Here is an 18318-nt window from a genome sequence, read left to right as displayed (position 1 = left end):
TCAGTACTCCTCGGGGTCGAGTTCGAGGACAAGTTCGCCGCTCTTGAACGCCCGCACGAGGCCGTCGGACTCCGAGAGCACGATGGCGACGGCAGTCGTGTCCCGCGTGATTGCGCCCGCGGCCATGTGGCGCGCACCCAGGCCCTTCGGGATGTCCGTGCCCTCCGCGCTGGGTTCGAGGTAGCGGTACGCGGAGACGATCTTCCCCGAGTCGCTGATGACGAACGCGCCGTCCAGCCGGGAGAACTCCTTGAGCATCACGTTCACGATGGGGTCGCCGACGTGGACGTGGCTCTTCTCGAAGGGGTTGTACGAGAGCGGCCGGGAATTGTTCATCACCTTCCCGGCGTCCCCAACGACGAACAGCGCGCCGACGGGCTTGCCCTTCTGGCCCTTCTGCCCGAGTTCGATGGCGACCTCGAAGACGTCCCGGATGACGCCGGGTTCGGCCCGCGAGTTCGCGAACAGGTCGTAGATGCCGGAGTGGCGGGACTCGTCGACTTTCGTGCGCGCGATCATGTCGATGTCGTCGCCGAACAGCGGCGCTGCACAGCCGAGTTCGTCGCCGTCCGCGACGGCCCCCTCCGACAGCGCGCCTTCGATGCCGAACCGGATGCGCTCTTTGACGTCGTCGAACGCCAGCGGCAACTCCACGAACGTCTCCGCGCTGACGGAGTTCTCCGTGGCGACGACCACCACGTCCGCTCCCTCGACGTCCTTCACGCGGTCGTAGTACGCACCGCTCGGCGAGAACACGAGCAACGCGTCGATGCCGTCGAGCACGTCCTCGAGGAGTTCCGGTGGCCTGGCCATTTACTGGAGGAAGCTGCCCCACGCGCAAAAAGGTTAGCGCCCACCGGCCGGCAGTGTTCAGATAAGCAGACGAAAGTAGCGGAGACGACGTTGCGTTTTGAAAGCCCTCGGCAGTCTCGACCGTCGGGAGACTCGCAGTGCTCGTCTCCCGTGGTCTCGTTCGTTGCACTCACGACACTCCCGCGGCTCGCTGCGCGCGTTCGCTCCCGGTGGTCGCTCACGTGCTTGCGTTACCGGGGTTCGTCGAGTGGGCGGTCGGCTGCACCGACCGCCGCAAAACGTGGCGGCTTCGCCGCCACGCGCGCATCGCCCGCGGCGAAGCCGAAGACATCGCCGACCACCTCGCCGGCGACCCCGCCAACTGGATACTCCGCACGGAGGCTGACGGCCCGACGTCGCTGTCGGTCGACGAGTTCGTCGCGTTCGTCGCGTTCGTCGCCGAAGAAGCCAACGCCGACGAGGACGACGCCTGGGACTACGTGGAAGCCGTCCTCGGCGGTCTCAGCGACGTCCTCCCGGAGGTAGAGTTCCGCGGCATCACCTCCCAATTCCCGCCGGAGTACGACCGCCTGCTCGTCGAGACGTGACAGCGGTCAGTCGTCGGTCGCGGCGGCGTCCGGGCTCGCGGCCTCGGACTCCGTGAGGTCGGCGTCGCGCCACGTGCCGCGCCGATACCACAGGTAGGCGATGGTGGCGCCGATGACGTTCGAGACGGCGAACGCCAGCCAGATGCCGGTTTCGCCGATGGACTGCGCGGAGAACCACGCCACCGGCAGCCGGATGACGCCGAGCATCAGCACGGAGATGGCGGCGGCGGTGAGCGTCTTGCCGGCCCCGCGGAAGCTCCCGGTGTACGCCCGCATGATGCCGATGCACCCGAACGTCAGCGCGACGTACCGCAGAAACTCGGTGGTGACCGAGACGACTGCGGGGTCGGTGGTGAACACGTCCGCGATTGCGGACGCGGTGAACCACGTGACGATGCCGGCCGCGGTGAGCACGCCGAATAGGATTTTCGCGGCGATGCCGGCGGCCGCCTCTGCGCGGTCGGGTTTGTCGGCACCGATGTTCTGTCCGGTCATCGTCTCGACGCCGCGCGCGACCGCGATGGCGGGCAGGAAAATGACCGAGAACACGCGCGTCCCGATGCCGTACGCCGCGACGATGGTGTCGGAGAACAGCGCGACGACGACCAACAGCAGGTTCATCGAGAGCGCGCGTCCCGTCCCCTCGATAGTGGCGGGCAGCCCGATGCGGAGCAGGCGGCGCAGGTAGCCGAAGTCCGGTGCCATGTCACGGAGGTGAATTTCGATGCCGCGCGAGCCTTCGAACATGATGGCGAGGCCCACGACCATCGCCAGCGCGCGCGAGAACACCGTCGCGATGGCGGCACCCTGGATGCCCATCTCGGGGAACACCCACCAGCCGAAGATGAGGAACGGGTCGATGACGATGTTGAGGACGACCGACCCAAACATCACCAGCATCGGCGTGATGGTGTCGCCGTACCCGCGCATCAGCGCGATGAACACGAAGAAGCCGAACATGAACGCCAGCCCGAGTGCGATAACCTCCATGTAGCTGGTCGCCAGCGGGAGCACGTCCTGGGACGCGCCGAGCAGCCGCAGGAAGTCCTCGACGAAGAAGTAGCCGATGCCGCCGAGCACGGCGGACGCGATAGCTGCGAATGTCACCGTCTGTCCGGCAGCGTACTCGGCCTCGCGGTCCTCGCCAGCGCCCGTGTGCTGGGCGACCAGTACGCTGCCCGCGACGGAGAGCCCCATGCCCAGCGAGATGAGCAGGAACACCATCGGAAACCCGAAGCTGATAGCGGCGAGCGCGTCCGTGCTGTACTGGCCCAGCCAGAACGTGTCCGCGAGGTTGTACGCCGTCTGGAAGAGGTTCGTCACGACGATGGGGAGCGCGAGGAAGAACAGCGGCTTCCCGACGTCCCCGGAGGTCAGGTCGAACTCCTCCTGGCCCTTGAAAACGGAGTTGAGCCGGCTTCGGAGCCCCATCAGGCGCTCACCTCTGCGCCGTCGGCGACGAGGCGGGTCTCGACGTACTCGGCGAGCGTCTCCCGGATTCGGTCGAGCGGGTGGTTCACGGAGACGCGGCGCGTGTGTGCGCCCTTGATGGTCGTCACGAGGAACTCCGCGGTCGTCTCGGGGTCGACGTCAGCGCGGAACTCGCCAGCCTCGACGCCCGCTTCGACGACTGTCTCGATGCGGTCGGTGAGGTATTGGTCGAAGTCAGTGAGGCGCTTCCGGAACCCCCCGTCGTAGGGCGCTTGGGCCTTGATTTCGAGCATCGCCGTCCGGAAGTCGATGCCGGGGACGTCGCCGCCCTCCGCCAGCGAGAACTCCACGAGCGCGAGCAGGTGCTCCCGGTGGGTCTCGCCGGACACGTCGTCGACGTGGTCGATGTAGTCGTCGTAGAGATACTCGAGGAACGCTTCGAAGAGGTCCTGTTTGCTGTCGTAGTGGTAGTGAATCGTCGCCTTGCTCTTCTCGGAGTTGTCCGCGATGTCCTGCACGGTGAGGTCGGCGAACCCGTGCTCGCAGAGCGCGCGATACGTCGCGTCCAGAATTTCGTCGGTCGGTTGCGCCGCCATACTGGTGTTGCTAGTCCTTACTGACTATTCAGTCAAAAGCGTTCGGAAGGGAGAAGCCGTGTGCCGCTATCCGCGGGTGAGAACGACTAACTCGGGTGGATTGGCTCCACGCAGTCCGGACACTCCGCGTACACCACCCGGTGGCCGTTCCGCTCGTACTCGACGAGCACCGCGCCCGACGGGATGGCCGCACCACACTCCGGGCACACACCGAGGGACTGAGATTCCGTGGACATGGATTCAGGCTCTATCGGAATACAGAACTCGCTATTGCAAAAAGGCGACCCAACCGTAGTGAAAGTGGAACGTTGGTGCGCGGGACCGGATTTGAACCGAAGGAAGACTCGCTACGCTCGTCTTCCAGGGTTCAAATCGGTCCTGCTCTTCGCTCACTTCGTTCGCTCATGCGCGGGACCGGATTTGAACCGGCGGACCCCTACGGGATAGCGTCCTAAGGCCGACCCCCACTCAACCATCGTTAGAGCGATGTAGCGGGGGTTCTTGCCACTTTATCGGTGCTAACATCCCGATTTCAGGGGGATAGTATAAATAATCACCTACGTCACAGGCCTACAGAATATCGTCACTCTCTGGGAGAGAGTTCATCGCCCATACGGGCAACTCATAATTCATGTGCCCGTACTTCGACTCCTTCCGGTTCGCGTCAAGCACCATCTCTTTCGTCGCTACGCCCAGGAAGGTGACTGTCCGTTCATCCTCCAAATGAGCCAGCACGTAGTAATCGGAGTCTACCCGCCACTCCTTCACAAATAGTGCGTACGGGTCCTTCTGACTGGTCTTCACGTCGACTGTCCGCTCATCGCCTTCAATCGTGACCTCGAAGTCTACGCCTTCATCCGTCCACTTAACGAGCTCAGTATCAACCTCAAGATCAGCGTAGATAGCGAACGCCATCTCCCCCATGAGTCCAACTATATTGCGGTCCTCCGGGTCTACACCCCACCTGTTGGCGTCATTATCCCACCCTTCATGTGCCTCAAAAGATTCGTTTCGACCGCTGGCCATCCGGTGCACAGTTCTAACTAAACGAGGAGGAACCTTCACAGACGTAGACATTCAGGAGTGGAAAAATCAGGTCACCGCATAAATATCTGAGGTAACGCTATATTCTGTATGTACATATACACAAGCCCCTATGTACGCACACGAGAATAGAACCCCCAATCTAAGCTGTTCAAATATACCCTCAGTTGTCCTACCGGAAACTCCGAAATTCCGGCATGACCATTTGGCGCTACGGAACGGTTGATGGCATTTCGAACCTATTCTGAACCACATCAATAGCCAGACGACGAAGTGTCAAACGTCACCTGTGACATTAGCCCGGAACCATTCCCCGGGCAATACGACCCTCATAGCATGACAAGTCTTCGTCCTGGCTGACGATGGATTCCAGATACTCGTAAATCCAATCATCGGTGTCCTCGTAGTAGGAGAACAACAGCATCTTCCGGTTTTGACGGAAGGCCACCTCGATATCCTCGTCAGATATTTGCCGCGCCTCAGCGTCCTCCCATGCTGTCTCAACGATGTCCTCAAGCGTATCACGGAGCGCATGGGGCTTCTCATCATCGCGACTGACGCCTGGGCTCCGTCACGCCACCGTTCCAGCATCTCGATGTCGTTCTCAAGGTCAGCCTGAAGCTCGACGGAATCAGTATCCGCCGCCAGTGAGATATTCTCGTCGCTCGTTTCATCAAATACTTTCTCTATCCCCTCGTCACTATCCGTCTCAACCCACGCAACTGGCCCAAACGATATCCCCCTGTTTAGAATAATTGGATATAGTTTATATCTCGTTGGGTATATCCACTGACTAAATGGTGGATCCTGAGTTCAGTGAGTTTCAGTATACTTACGGCTTGACGAGGGAAATCGAGAACCGCTGGGGGCGAGAAATTGTGGGTACTCCATATTACCCTACCCAAAATTATGAAGCTAAAATCGGCTCAGATGTTGTAATCGGCCTCAACCAAGGTGATATACGATTCATCCCATTATTTATGCAATACAAACGGTCAGAGTGGTTGACTACCAGGCGTGCGAAAGAATGGGACGAGTTTAATGAAGGGTATTATCGATTTGACATTCACTCAAAAAACCAACATAATACACTTGTTGACCTTGGGGAAGGTTTAGGAAAGTCCATCTATGTAGCACCTGGGTTTCATACCGTCGATGATTATTCAGAATACCACCAAAACCAGAAGTTGGCGAAAAATTCAATCTGTTTTGATTGTAGCGAAATGAAAAAGGTCTCAGACTCAGACCATGTCGTAATTTATGCTCTTGAGCCCTTACGTGGTGCGTTTAGATCAGAATCTAACAAAATATCTCCTATAGAAAATATATTCACACTTGTTGAAAATATTCAAGAAGAATCAGTATTGTTTGAGGAATTTAAAACTCTAAGAGGAAATTTCCGTGAGACAAAATCTGATCTTGAGACGCCCCAAGTGACTAATGAGCAAAATTTTATAGAAAATCCCGTGAGATGGATCCGTGAGCAACAACAGTTCTTCTTTGAGAATTTTGGTATTGCGGTCTTCTTCATACTTGAGAAGGGAGGATATGAAATTTTTGGAACATCAACTACTATGATATTATAACTATCTTTTACAAACCTCAGCTAATATGATTTCTACAGGGGAATTAAACAAGTGCATCGAGTGGAACCTTTATGAGCACCTCAGTGCCGGCCATGGATTGGCCAAATCTCATTTGTACATATTGTGATACTCAATTCAGGAAAGGAGATTTAGACGCAATCGATAAGAGCGATTATCCCTCTTTTGCGTCGGATTTTTACTGTTCGAATTGCGGTAATGAAATCCATCCCGAAGATGCACTTCTAAAATATTTCAACGAATCATCAACGGATGAACTCCCGGGACGCCCATCGAAAATTGGTGGATTTGCGAGTGTCGGAACGAAATCGTTGGATGTTGGAAAAACGGAAGAGGTCGGATTGCTGGGGGGAGGAAACTTGGAAATAGATTTGAAATTGCTCAGTGAGACCGACCAGAAAGCTGGATTGGGTATCTCTGATTTAGATGGACAGGAGATTGAATGGTTTCCTGGACCGATACTTGTTGATGACGCGGTAGTAGTCGACTTGGTACAAGCCAGTGACACGAAAATTGGATTTGTAACATCTGAACGCCAAAGCTATTCATCCACAGTGACTATCGCATATCACTATCACGCCCATTCAGACGGTGTTCCCCAGCCACCATGGGTAACCTTGCTTAACGAAGCCTTGGCGAGCTATCACCGAGGCCACGGTTTGGCGATGTATTCATTACTGTTTTCGTCGTTTGAGAACCTTCTGAGTCGAGAAATATCTCGCACACTCCGCGCAACCGGCTGGACAGATACCCCTATTGAAGACTTTCTCAACAACCACTGGACGTGGAAGGATCGGTGTAAATCTGGTATAGAGACGATCACAGGAAAACACTTTCCGACTGAAAAGCCCGATTTATATGAGAATCTCCACAACTTGAAAAAGGTGAGAGACAACCAAATAATCCATGTTGACCCAGGAGACTCTGTTGCTGACATCGATGTTTCTGAACTCTTGGACGGATTTGTGACCGTATTGGACTCAATGCTTGCAATTCACTTCTTCTGTTACGATGAAAGACAAAAGTGGTAGTATCTCTAAGGCCAAGTGGTAAAACATCAAACTTCGAAGTGGTCTTAGTGTCGGAACTAACCTACATCCCTCTCATCTTCAGGATCAAATAGAGGTTGATGGCATGCAACGGTCAACCGAATGTTCTCTAAGGTTCATAGTCTTCGTCCCGCTTGAGTATCAGACCACACGTTGCGCCTTTCTTTTCGGATAGCTCCTCAGCCACTTCCCATCCCTTCTTTTCGAGGCGCTGGAGATCGTCCTCAAGGTCGCCCATGATGTCGCCGCGACCGAGGGCGTTCCGCATCCCCTCAACTTTGAGTACCTTATGTTCTACCATACCTACCACCTCCGCTCGGGTTCACCTTAGTACATTCCCACGCTTTCTCAAATATCCGTCTCTGTATCAGGTAATTCTCCATTCTCCATCTACTCACTCTGGCGGATGTATTGTCACTACAGTAGGTACGTGATTATGCGCACATAATACACCAGAATCACCAAACAGTCCAATCCTCCCTCTCCCACAGCTCGCTGGGATTGATGGCATAGGGGAGCATATCGAAAATCCGAACCCAAAGTAGCTTATCCAGCCATGATTCGTTCGACCGCGTCCTCGTAACAGTCGTCACAAACGACTGGTGGTCGCGTGTCGGTACGCCGAGATCGAATTTATTGGCCGCTGGCGCCGACGACCCACAGAAACGTATTCTTCCTTCGTTTGTTCCTTCCCGCACGCTTCACAGTGAGATTCACTCATGCTTGTTCTCCAAGTGTATCCCGACAATCAGAAGCGGGATACCGATGATGGCCCCAACGATGGTCAGGCAACACAGGAGACCCACCATCTGAAGGCTCTTACCGGCGTTCCGAGTCCCGTCCTTCGCGGCTTGCTCCCTTGACTTCCCGAACCGACCATCGTCCCCATCCGATGGAGACAACAGTGAGCTCAGGAAGCCGTCCTCCTCAACTTCGTGCATCTGATACTGAGTTCCGCACTCGTAACACACGTACGCCGCGTTTAGTTCCTCCCCGGACAGTGCGATCTTCGCCTCACCACACCCATCGCACGGCTTGAACTTCCCGAATCGATTAAGAAGTTCCGACGGTAGCTCACTGTCAGGTGCGCCAATCCACTCCTCGCTAAACTGTTCCATCGCATTCGTGTTTGTTTCCCCGCACTTAGTACATTCTCACGTTTGATCGAATATCTGAATCAAGCAACTTGCCGCTCACAGCGCGCCCACTCTGGTGTATGTATTGGAGTTAGAGTGTTGATGCATTATACGACTGGCTGATAGACTCGATAAGCCCACAAGAATGAGCTACTCGCTACTCATCCGCTGTGTCGCGGCATCGATGAAACCGATTCCTCGCCGGCCTTGACCGTACACTCCGCACCAACCGGTGCCGTTGGGTCTCGGTACCCCTGATAGACCGCCGAGGTCCGTTGAGAGCGATCGCGTCGAATCAACTCCTGGGATTCGGGTCGAATACCCTCCTAGTTCATCGGCCCGAAACCTCCTCTATTCGGTCAAGAGCATCTCGGAGCTCGTTAACGGTGTCAGTGAAGTCTTGGGCCTGTGCTTCGAGATCGGCGGCGTTCGATTCGAGATTATCCGCCATCTCGATGATGTTCATTTCAAGCGTCTCGACGTCAACCTGACCGACCTCAATTCGAACCCGCCGAATATGCTTACACTCTTTCACGCTCTGGCGATGTTGGAAATCAGGACAGCTACAGGCTGGTTCTCGTAGGTCCACCGTGTAGGCTGACCCCGACTCCGTCGTCACCTCGAATAAGGCTCGAGCTTCTTCGATGACGGTCATGTGTTCCCTTGCCGCCCGAATCGTGCGTGGCTTGACCGGCGACTGGACTGACTGGGACGACATTATTCACTACCTCCGCCGTCCCGGACGGGCACCCAGTAGGGTTCGTTATTGTCGAATTTCTCGACCCGCTCGAAGTGCGCTTCGTCGTCCGCGATGTCGATAGCTTGCTTCGCCGCCGACAACGTCAAGGTTCCCGTTTGGAACGTGTAGCCTCTTTCGAGCACGCTGGGGTCGGTCGAAAGTCGCACGTCGACGACCGGCCCGAACCGTCGCTTGTTCACACAGCCGGCTCTCGAACTCCACGGGCCTCTGAGCGTGACCTGTTCGCCGTTGACGGTCGTCACCTCGAACGACCGACCGGAGAAACCGCCATCATTCCCGTCACCGCTCCAGGCGAAGTACTCGACGTAACCGTCGTCGATGGCTGTCCAGAGTCCGCTCTCGTGCTCGAAACGAAGTGCGGACCGGTCTGGCGTTTCGTCGACGAGGACCTCCAGTCGGGGATCATTCCCGACGTCCTCCCGCCAGTCGATCTGAGCGTCGACGATCTTCATCGCTGACCTCCGTTGCACTCAACTGGGAAATCATCCTTGCTCAACCTCTCGGCTCCACAGTCCAGACACTCGATGTATCGCTCGGTGTATTCCGTCTGACCATCGGAACGTAGTGATGGATCAGGGTGCTGACCGGGAACTCGTTCTTCCCTGTTGACGACGCGGTGAGCGTCGATATAGCTGATCTCAGTCTCGGTGACCGACAGCGTTTCCACTCCGGAAGTCGTGTTTGACATTAGGTTCTCGTCTCCACGGGCAACCTACAGAATCGGTGCTACCACACCGGCTTCTCCAAACCAGTTGTTTGAAGCTGTAGCTCTGGGGTTTTCCCGTGTTTAGATATATGTGGGAAGATGTGTTAAGTGTTTACTTTCTGTTACTTTGTCTTGGGAGTACTGTGGCCTACTTTACTCGTATATCTTGGTTGATGGCATGTCAGCAAGATCTACTTTTATTAATTGGCGAAGTCGATGTTTCCCTACTATTATTATTGTAGGTATTTTGCGCTTTGCCGAATTAAATAACTGTAGAGCTAAGAACTAATGAGCCGGTATCGTGTGGGATTGTTTCCCCGTCCCTTCGTTGTATCCTCATGAGATTCTGTTACGCCCTGTTTGTTGAGGTGCCGGAGTTCGGACGTAAGCGTAGAATGTCCATATGGTAGTGTTTTCACCATCTGTGTAATTGTCGGATCAGGCGATGAGTCTCGGATGAATTTCTGAATCCGGCTTTGTCGCTCAGCTGTCTCAACCTGTTGAGTAAGCTTAGATCGAATGTCAGGTGTATTGAATCGCTCATATGTGCCGCTGAAATCCGAGCTGAGGTCAACCGCGTTGGTGAACAAGTAAACCCGAGGAGTGGCTTCCATACGGGCTGGGCGGATGCGATGGATTGCATCTCGGAGTTCTCCTTCGCGACCCTCCTGTTGTAAGATTTTTTCCGATACACCGGAGACGACACTACTGGTATCCGTCACGTTGTTAGACAGGCCGGGAGTGCCGAAGCCAACAAAAGCGTCACAGTCCTCAAACCGATTGCTACCCGTCATCCCGTAATAATACCCAAGTTCAAAATCGTCGCCTTCGACAAATCCACTCTCTTGTAGTTGCTCACGCACATCATCTTTGAGGGCTTTTTTCACTCCAATTAGTGTCTTTCTCCCGGTGGCACACTCCCGGCGTAGAGCTAAGCGTGTGAACTCTACCAAGTTTTCGAATGTTTGGTTTCGCTTTCGGAGTCGCGTGATGCCGGCCATTCGTGAATCTAACTGGATAACTTCCGCATCTGGAGAGACGGTATCCTCGACCGTGACAACAGGCAATTCAAATATTGCTTCGACGCTTTCAGTTGGCATCTCTGTAGCGAGGACAAATACTGGCTTTTGGCGAGCGATCTCCATCAGATCGAAGTTGCGCCATCGGAGTTCGAAGCTTGCGTTGTCCTTGGTGCTGTTATCAACTCCCCAGAGTTCGTCCGGTGGAGAGTCACATTCGTCGATTATACCTTGCTCACTCGCCCAGTGAGTGGTTCGCTCAACTTCTTCTAAATTATCCGCAATAGCGACGATTGCGTCAGTATAATCAGTTCCATCAAGCACTCGCTCATCATGAATCTCGGTCAACTCAGTAGATAATTCACTGAAATCAATACCGGTGGCAAGCTTGTAGGCTCGGTTAGACTGTTTTTCACCGCCGTCTTCGTCAGTCAGTGCCGAGGACATCGTATCAAGGAGTAATAATGAGTCCTCGATGGTTTCGCTGTCACTCTTATTTCCTTCATCAAGGTTTCTGAGTGCGCTTCGTGTGTGGGTGATGTCCTGGGCTCCAATTTGAATGGCTTTTTCGAAAATATTGTACCACGGAGTCTCGTCGATCAGTATAACCTCAATTTCATCCCACTGATCGAGAATGTCTGGGAAGATTTCGAGGTAATTGTGAGGGGCCGTTAGGCTACGGGTTTCGTTTTCGATTTGGTTGAACGGCTCAAAATATTCGCACCTGTCTCTCTCTGGGCAACCATCACACCAATCCTTACTGACTTCTTTGCTCACAGAGCTATGCTTGTCTTTGAATCGGTCGTTCGTACAGGCCTTGTCCTTGCCGACAAATCTAATGCTGTATCTCTCTCCGAACCGATCCGCATCCTCGTCAATATCGACGTGTCGCGGGCCAAATGCCGCCGCGGGACCTTTTATTTCGACCGCGTCCATTCCTCCGGTTGTTTTGCCAGTTCCTTGAGTCGTTTTGAAATGAACGAGAAAGGGACTCTCAGTCGACCACTGACGGAGGAGATCATGGATATATCCAGAGACTTCTGATCTGATTGTATCACCTTTCTCTATTATCACATCTTCAGGTATTTGTGTAGGCTTGTCGTCGTCACTGGGGACTGAATGGTCATCCATTAATTATATCAGAGATACGGTATCACGGGATCAAGATCATCCCCAGTAAGAGTAATAACCCATCAAGGGCAACACAATAGTAGGAACGTTTGACCCGGCGTTCCACTGAGGCACCTCCCTCATCCCGTTCTAACCGCGTAGTCTCTACTTTGTCACCTCTCGTAGATAACGAGACACCCTGAGTTAATACCGGTTTTGACGAGCTATTCATTCCCCAATATACCGTGGGAGCAAATTAACGATTTCCAGATCAATTACGACTATGAAATGATAGACAGCATACGGTTGTCTGTGTAAGGAAAACGATTCAAATCTTAGTACATTAAGGAGAATAGTTCCGTGAGATCGTCGTCGTGTTACCAGTCCTTGAATCGAACTGGCATGCCATCACCCGTGTCGGCCAGCTCGCAAGGCCACCGTCTCTTTCTCACCTCAAAGACTTAGGAAATGAGGGGGGTGTCAAGCACGTGGGCGACTTAGGAAATCTGGGGGGTGAGAATTTCTATCCGTTCAGTAGATTACACCCGAATGACTCGGGGACACCAAACCACCTTCCGGTGAAATCGGAGCCGTCTGTAAAATTAGCCGAGGGGGTGTGTCAGGGCATCTATCGGGGTGTTTAGGGGCGTCGAAATTTGGGGCTCAATATTACTTAGAACCAAGTGTGTCCTGTTCAAAATCGGGTTCTCGCCACGGATTTTCTGAATCAACTGTACTTAATGCGTGGTCCATCTCAGTATCGGAGAACTCAGCGTCGGTGTCATCAGCTCGTTCAACCAGTTCCATGTTAATCCGCTTGAAGTGCACTTCCTGATCAGCCACCGAATCTGTTCTTGACGAGTTTACCAGGAAGTGCTTGTAGCCGCGATTCCTCCCCGACCCAGTCGAGGTATGCATATCGTGAATCACATCGTATTGACCATCAATATTGAGCTGGCCGGCGGGGAAGTCGTAGACTGGGTCACGACCTTCCTCAGCGGCGTTGACACGCTCGTCAGCGATCCGCTCAAAGGTGTTGTTGAGATGTCACTCAACCGGCTGGACTCCGCTTGGGCGCATGTGAGGGCCGCCCTGATCGCACAGATACGTCCTCTTTCCTCATCGCCTGACCATCCACTCGTAGCATTCTCCTGGCCGGTTCCGAGCTTGTACAGTGAACGTATCTGTGTAGTCACGTCATCTCTGACGCTAATATCCTCGGTGGCTATTGTGAGTACACGTTTCCAGAACATCGATTCGTAGCCTGATCGGACGAGTTCCCAGGCCGCCCATGCCGCGAGTTCTTCATCTGATCGCCTAACCGATTTTTGGAGTAACGAACTAACGGGGAATATCGAGAATCCACCTTTGGTTTGGAATCTCCCCATAGGATCACCGTCGTCTTTCAGATTGGCTGTTGACTGTGATTCTTCTTCTCTCTCTTTGAGCTCGCCATTTTCACCGAAGCGAAGCTGATCGCTGGACTTGTCAGTCACGGGTGTTCCCGAGTAAAAATAAGAAGTATAGTATAGTAAACCTTTACTAACTGATACAATAGGGTTGGTGTTTCCAGTTCAGAGAGGGGGAACTACCTTGAGTACGTGGTCTGAAAACCAGATAAGATGCCGCTTGCTGATACCCAACAGCTAACTCGCGTCTGGGATGCATTCGAGGAAAATGAATACCGGATGCAAGATAGCCAGGGTGATCATTCGTCTTTAGCTAAGCCTCACACCTCGGTTGCGTAGCGGTAGCGAGCGTCTCTTGCAGTATCGGTCGTTGCTGGTGGATCTTCTGTGCGTCTTCGATCAGCCGCTCCAACAGCGGCGGTGGTGAGTAGCCGAGGAACTCACCGAGTTCGTGAAGAATGAGCTGGGCGTGCGACCGGAAGGTCGCCGCCCAGCGTTCCGGTGGAAACACGATCTCGTCGTCAGCCTGCTCGGTGACCAGATCCAACAACTCACGGCTCACTAGCAGCGACAGCAACGCCGCATACAGCAAAATCTCCACCACAACAGGGTTGCTCGTGTCGAACTCATCTAGTTCGTATTGCGTCTTCAACTCACGAAACAGCGTTTCTACCTCCCATCGACACCGATACAGCGTCCCTAGATCTGCCGGGAGAAACTCTTCTCTCGGTAGATTTGTGATGTACAGATGGTAGTCGTCGGCGTCCTCGTCCCGGACGCCGACGACGCGGAACCGCTTCGTGTCTAGCGACCGTGTTCCCTCGTACTGACCCCGCTTGAACTCCGCTTCGACCTCTACGTCAATGTACTCCCGCGAGAGATCACCGACTACGTCGTGGATCTTCTCCTCTTCCAAGGGAATGGCGCGCCCGCGCCATTCCCGTAACTCCTCTGTTATCACCGGATTCGCGTTCTGCTTCAACCGGCTCACAAAGTAGCCGTCGTTCTCGTCGATCAGCGCAAAGCGGCGGTACTTGAAGTACGCTAGGTCAAACAAAACCAGCCGTCCATGCAGCCACGACCCCGTCTTGAACAACGTGCTGTCGTGCGCTTTTTCATCGGTCACGTCAATCCGTTCAATCGTCTGGTCGGTGGCATTGTGGAGCAGGTGGAGCTTCGCTCCAGCCTGCTCCTCGTGGCGAGCTTGGAACTCGTCGGAAAGGAACTCGTGCAACCGCAGCACCGTTCCATCAGCGATCATCACGTCTCTAAATCGGTCGATATCAGCGTCAACAGCGTCGGGAACAGCGACCTCGTCGAGACCACGCTCGACGAGGTCGCGGAGATACTCTGCAAGTGACGGCGTCAGCCGGTGATAGAAGCCACCGGGAGAGATCGTCTCATCGGCTGTGGAGTTGTAGCTACGTCTGAACCCAGCGAGTGTTCGGCTCTCTCCTGTGGCGAAGCCGAACACGAGCGCCCATACGAGGACGGGAATCTGAAGCTTGCCCTCGCGTTCGACCACGCCGAGTTCCTCGGCGTGCTCTTCGAGGAACTCAGAAGGAAACAGTGTAGTAAGACGACGCATGATTCTCGATGAGGAGGCGTCTTGGTGCACACTTGCCGCCTCCTCGTTCCTCTCAAAAAGTATCCTCGATAAGCCGCTGCTGTCACGCGGTTCCTCGCTTAGCTAAAGACGAATGGCCAGGGTGATATTGTCGACATGGAGACGGCCGACGAGCGCCGACATGATAGACTCCCCCGTCTCCGTGACCTCATAGGCTCTTTCCTCGATGAAGACATGGCGCTGGGCGAGTTCAAGTCGGAGATTGATGGGCAAAATAAGCGATTCCCATACTGGGGGTTCAAAGGTATGAACGGGATGATGTTTTTCAATATGCTCTACAGTTCCGCTGGCGAAGGTCGGCGGGACGAACTTGCTGATCTCCTCCGAAACCTCATCCAACCACCAGAAGACGAGAGTGCGGCCAAAGAGAGGATTCGTACCCTGGAAGGGTTCGTCGAACGTCTTCGCAACGAAGCGGAGGACCTCAGAAAAGCACCTCGTCCAGGGTCAATTCCGTACTTTCTCTCGTACTTCTGGCAAGTACACGACCCTGACCGATACCCCATCTATTACACGTCGATGGTGAATGCGCTCTCCGACCTTGCAATCTGGGAGCCGAAAGACGACCTGGCTGACAGCTATGCTGAGTTCTGGGAGTTAAACGAGGAGATGCGCGAATCGCTGGCTGACTATACTGGGCGAGAAATGCATCTGTGGACCGTTGAGCACGCCTTTTGGTACTGGCAACAGCGCGACGAGTTCGACGAAGATGACGATGATGGGTCAGCGGAGACCACACATCAAACACTCCCAGATAGCTACACACCACCGATTGTGTCTATTCTCCCGGACCTTGCGGATAATACCGAGGAGATGGAGGAACTTGCCGATGAGACTGGGAACGCCGTTGAGACGCTGTTTGAGAACCGCCTCGCGAAATGCCTCCGAATGATCGGATTCGAGGTTGAGGAATTGGGCCAAGGGATGGGTCGAAACCCCGACGGTGTCGCTAAGGATCGGATGCATAACTACGCAATAATCTACGATGCGAAAGTCCGTCGTGACGGGTATAGCATAAACACGGGGGATGAAAGACAGTTTCAAGATTATATCAACAGAGAGGTTCCAACCCTCCGAAACCAAGGGTTCCGGAACATCTACTTCGCGGTTATATCCGGTGGCATTTCTGACGAGAGCCAAGAGGCGGTTCGAACTCTCAAAATCACGACCGACATACAGGAAGTTCGGCTCGTCGAAGCCGACGCACTCCTCGCACTACTTGAGAACAGTTTGCGGGACCCTATGTTTAGTCTCGGTCCTGGGGATGCGACTGGACCAGGAATTCAGGACTTCTTCGCCGAGAGTGGGATACTTTCCGCCGCGGACGTCCGGGAAGATCTTGGTCTCTGATTAGAACTGAAAACAGAGTCATTCCGATTGGGTCCGTTCTACTGTGATTGCAAAAGATATGAACTCAATCTTCACCGAGAGCTTCCAGAAGTAACTCACCATTCTCGGTTAGCTCGTAATACTTCTGTTGCCGCCCACTTTCTCGCTCTTCAGTGACGGCGATCATCCCCTCCTCTTCCAACTCATTCAGGTGCGTATAGATTCCGCCCGATGAAACGCCGATCTCCTCAGAGATTGCGTAGCCGTGAGCGGGACCATTCTTTAGCTCTCGAAGAATGTTGAGTTTCGTCTCACCTATCAGACTCATCTCCGAGAAAATCCTGTCCGGTTTCTTGTAAGGTATATAAAAGAAATTAGAACCGGTTAGAAAATACAACACACCAGAAATATATTGGTGGTTGGCGACGAGAGTTCCATGCGCACTTTTGACCTCGCTCAGAACAACTCGGAGTTTGTGGCTGACGAGTTGGCGAGGTCGGACATTCGAAAGGAGTCCGTGCTTGAATCGATTCTTCACGCAAACCCGCAAGCGATTCTGGACGAGCCGGTGTTTATTTTCGGCCGACAGACACAGGTCGATACAGGCATCCTCGATCTTCTTGCTCTCGACCAATACGGCAACCTCCTCATTATCGAACTGAAAGTCGGACAAAGTGGCTCCGGGAGTGCAAGCGAGGAGACCATCCTAAGCCAACCACAGAACTACGCTCAGTCGCTTGAATCGTACACGTACGATCGCTTGGACGATATTTATCAGGATTACCGAGAAGACATCAAGAGTGGGAAGTGGGCTGTTAGCGACTCCGCTGTACCCGCTAATGATCTCCAATCATCGTTCGAAGCTGTGTTCGGAGAGCCGCTGGAGCCAGATGAGTTCAACCTTGACCAGCGGATGGTTATCATAGCTGAAGACATTACTAAACAGACACATAGTAATGCACGGTACCTTCTTGAGCGGGGCCTTAACTTCCAGTGTGTCGAAGTCCAAAAGTTCGAGACTGGGATAGATCATTTGATCCTTGCCACGAATATGGTACTTGACTATGAGCTCTCGCGTATCCGCCCCGAAGGGACAACCAACCCTACATATCCGGAAGTCGCCACCAATCTCAGTGGGCGGATCATCCCGAAGCTCCAGTCAGAGATTGGGATAAACGTATCCAGTAAGGCGTTCAAGGAGATCGACAGTTATCGTCCACATATTGCGGCTGACAGTCTCGACCAGCCAGCGGGGATCAAGTATACGCTGTATCTTCGTCCAGCCAAGTGGGAGAGCGTACTCGTCGCAATAGACTACATGGGTGAGGACAAAGAGGTACTTACAACTATCCGCGATCAAGCCGACCATTTCGAGAAGCGTGGTTTCACTGTTAGCCAGACGCGATCACGGGATCGAATCGTCCGGATGGACTGGGAAACAGATTCCACGGACGTACTGAGCGATAATGCGTTCCTGGAGGAAGTGGCAAACGAGTTTGTGAACCTCGTCAAGACCGGGCATGAGGTCTTCACAGACAACGGACGGTAGCTGACGACGAGGGCGACGACGGCCCGAAACAACGGTCGGGGTGGTTGGTTGGGCGCATGGCGGGTTAGTCGACCTCTTTGGTGGGATTGTCGCCCCACATTAGGGGAGCCAGCAACGGGCTGGTGGAGTCGGGCTGTCTCTCCCGATGGCCAGGATCGGCCGTCCGAGGGAGAGATCAGAGGCTCCGGCCGGGCCAGCGTGGCTCGCAACTCACTTTCTGATTCCGGAGATTCCTAAAACGGCGCGAGAACATGCCATCAACCGCTCAAGACGAGTATTAGTAGAAGAAAGAACGGAGCACCGGCCCCACAGCCGGTTCACGCTCCGCTGGTCAGCCAAATATCTTGGAACCCTGTCAGGAGGGGTTGGAACCGCAAGACGGCTTCTGTGAGCCCCTTAATGAGGCCCATTTGAAGATAGACTGGTTATTTATATAGTATTTTTGATACTAATTGCGTTTGGATAGTCGAAAGACTGGTTCGGCTCATGACGGTGACAGGCGTGTGACCCGTATAATACGTAGTATACGGGTGATACAAACAGATATGT

Annotated in this window: 18 protein-coding genes; 5 read left to right on the top strand and 13 right to left on the bottom strand. The window is 54.0% G+C overall.

Going from position 1 to position 18318, the window contains the following annotated elements; all coding sequences use genetic code 11:
- Nucleotides 1-813: a diadenylate cyclase DacZ gene (dacZ, locus tag LT974_RS09390; protein WP_232587415.1), complete on the bottom strand. Its 813-nt coding sequence runs from the start codon at nucleotides 811-813 to the stop codon at nucleotides 1-3.
- Nucleotides 814-1034: 221 nt separating this feature from the next.
- Here dacZ and LT974_RS09385 point away from each other — a divergent pair, with 221 nt between their 5' ends.
- Nucleotides 1035-1400, top strand: a complete 366-nt coding sequence (locus tag LT974_RS09385) for a DUF2267 domain-containing protein (protein ID WP_232587414.1) — start codon at nucleotides 1035-1037, stop codon at nucleotides 1398-1400.
- Between the two features lie 6 nt (nucleotides 1401-1406).
- Here the strand turns inward: LT974_RS09385 and LT974_RS09380 are convergent, their stop codons facing one another.
- The 4 genes from LT974_RS09380 to LT974_RS09365 form a co-directional block, all read right to left on the bottom strand.
- Nucleotides 1407-2831 (bottom strand): MATE family efflux transporter, encoded by a 1425-nt coding sequence (locus LT974_RS09380; RefSeq protein WP_232587413.1) that lies wholly within the window; start codon nucleotides 2829-2831, stop codon nucleotides 1407-1409.
- Nucleotides 2831-3427 carry a TetR/AcrR family transcriptional regulator gene (locus LT974_RS09375; RefSeq protein WP_232587412.1) on the bottom strand — a complete coding sequence of 199 codons (597 nt, stop codon included), beginning with the start codon at nucleotides 3425-3427 and terminating at the stop codon, nucleotides 2831-2833. Before LT974_RS09375 ends, LT974_RS09380 begins: the two co-directional genes overlap by 1 nt.
- 86 nt (nucleotides 3428-3513) lie before the next feature.
- Complete coding sequence (locus LT974_RS09370; protein ID WP_232587411.1) at nucleotides 3514-3663, bottom strand: DUF7837 family putative zinc-binding protein; 150 nt, start codon at nucleotides 3661-3663, stop codon at nucleotides 3514-3516.
- Nucleotides 3664-3997: 334 nt separating this feature from the next.
- On the bottom strand, nucleotides 3998-4504 hold the full coding sequence (locus LT974_RS09365; protein WP_232587410.1) for a hypothetical protein: 507 nt from the start codon (nucleotides 4502-4504) through the stop codon (nucleotides 3998-4000).
- A 764-nt stretch (nucleotides 4505-5268) separates the two neighbouring features.
- Between LT974_RS09365 and LT974_RS09360 the strand changes: the two genes are divergently transcribed.
- Complete coding sequence (locus LT974_RS09360; RefSeq protein ID WP_232587409.1) at nucleotides 5269-6057, top strand: hypothetical protein; 789 nt, start codon at nucleotides 5269-5271, stop codon at nucleotides 6055-6057.
- A gap of 92 nt (nucleotides 6058-6149) precedes the next feature.
- Nucleotides 6150-7106 (top strand): hypothetical protein, encoded by a 957-nt coding sequence (locus tag LT974_RS09355; protein ID WP_232587408.1) that lies wholly within the window; start codon nucleotides 6150-6152, stop codon nucleotides 7104-7106.
- A gap of 127 nt (nucleotides 7107-7233) precedes the next feature.
- Here LT974_RS09355 and LT974_RS09350 read toward each other — a convergent pair whose 3' ends face one another.
- From LT974_RS09350 to LT974_RS09320, 7 genes are all read right to left on the bottom strand, one after another.
- Nucleotides 7234-7425 carry a hypothetical protein gene (locus LT974_RS09350; protein ID WP_232587407.1) on the bottom strand — a complete coding sequence of 64 codons (192 nt, stop codon included), beginning with the start codon at nucleotides 7423-7425 and terminating at the stop codon, nucleotides 7234-7236.
- A gap of 412 nt (nucleotides 7426-7837) precedes the next feature.
- Complete coding sequence (locus LT974_RS09345) at nucleotides 7838-8242, bottom strand: DUF5362 family protein (protein ID WP_232587406.1); 405 nt, start codon at nucleotides 8240-8242, stop codon at nucleotides 7838-7840.
- Between the two features lie 349 nt (nucleotides 8243-8591).
- Nucleotides 8592-8915 (bottom strand): SWIM zinc finger family protein, encoded by a 324-nt coding sequence (locus LT974_RS09340; RefSeq protein WP_232587405.1) that lies wholly within the window; start codon nucleotides 8913-8915, stop codon nucleotides 8592-8594.
- Nucleotides 8916-8977: 62 nt separating this feature from the next.
- A complete protein-coding gene (locus tag LT974_RS09335; protein ID WP_232587404.1) occupies nucleotides 8978-9472 on the bottom strand; it encodes a hypothetical protein in 495 nt (164 codons plus the stop codon).
- A gap of 532 nt (nucleotides 9473-10004) precedes the next feature.
- On the bottom strand, nucleotides 10005-11681 hold the full coding sequence (locus tag LT974_RS09330; RefSeq protein WP_232587403.1) for a hypothetical protein: 1677 nt from the start codon (nucleotides 11679-11681) through the stop codon (nucleotides 10005-10007).
- 1100 nt (nucleotides 11682-12781) lie between these two features.
- On the bottom strand, nucleotides 12782-13351 hold the full coding sequence (locus tag LT974_RS09325; RefSeq protein WP_232587402.1) for a hypothetical protein: 570 nt from the start codon (nucleotides 13349-13351) through the stop codon (nucleotides 12782-12784).
- A 226-nt stretch (nucleotides 13352-13577) separates the two neighbouring features.
- On the bottom strand, nucleotides 13578-14852 hold the full coding sequence (locus tag LT974_RS09320) for an IS4 family transposase (RefSeq protein WP_232590237.1): 1275 nt from the start codon (nucleotides 14850-14852) through the stop codon (nucleotides 13578-13580).
- 135 nt (nucleotides 14853-14987) lie between these two features.
- On the opposite strand from LT974_RS09320, the gene LT974_RS09315 reads away from it, so the two are divergent.
- A complete protein-coding gene (locus LT974_RS09315; protein ID WP_232587401.1) occupies nucleotides 14988-16241 on the top strand; it encodes a PDDEXK family nuclease in 1254 nt (417 codons plus the stop codon).
- 64 nt (nucleotides 16242-16305) lie between these two features.
- On the opposite strand, the gene LT974_RS09310 is transcribed toward LT974_RS09315, so the two are convergent.
- Complete coding sequence (locus tag LT974_RS09310; RefSeq protein WP_232587400.1) at nucleotides 16306-16548, bottom strand: PadR family transcriptional regulator; 243 nt, start codon at nucleotides 16546-16548, stop codon at nucleotides 16306-16308.
- 87 nt (nucleotides 16549-16635) lie between these two features.
- Between LT974_RS09310 and LT974_RS09305 the strand changes: the two genes are divergently transcribed.
- A complete protein-coding gene (locus tag LT974_RS09305; RefSeq protein ID WP_232587399.1) occupies nucleotides 16636-17769 on the top strand; it encodes a PDDEXK family nuclease in 1134 nt (377 codons plus the stop codon).
- The last annotated feature ends 549 nt before the right edge of the window (nucleotides 17770-18318 follow it).

The organism is Halobacterium noricense (genome assembly GCF_021233435.1).
Taxonomy (GTDB): Archaea; Halobacteriota; Halobacteria; order Halobacteriales; family Halobacteriaceae; genus Halobacterium; species Halobacterium noricense.
Note: the sequence above shows the minus strand (reverse complement) of the source record. Positions and strands in the feature narration are given on the sequence as shown.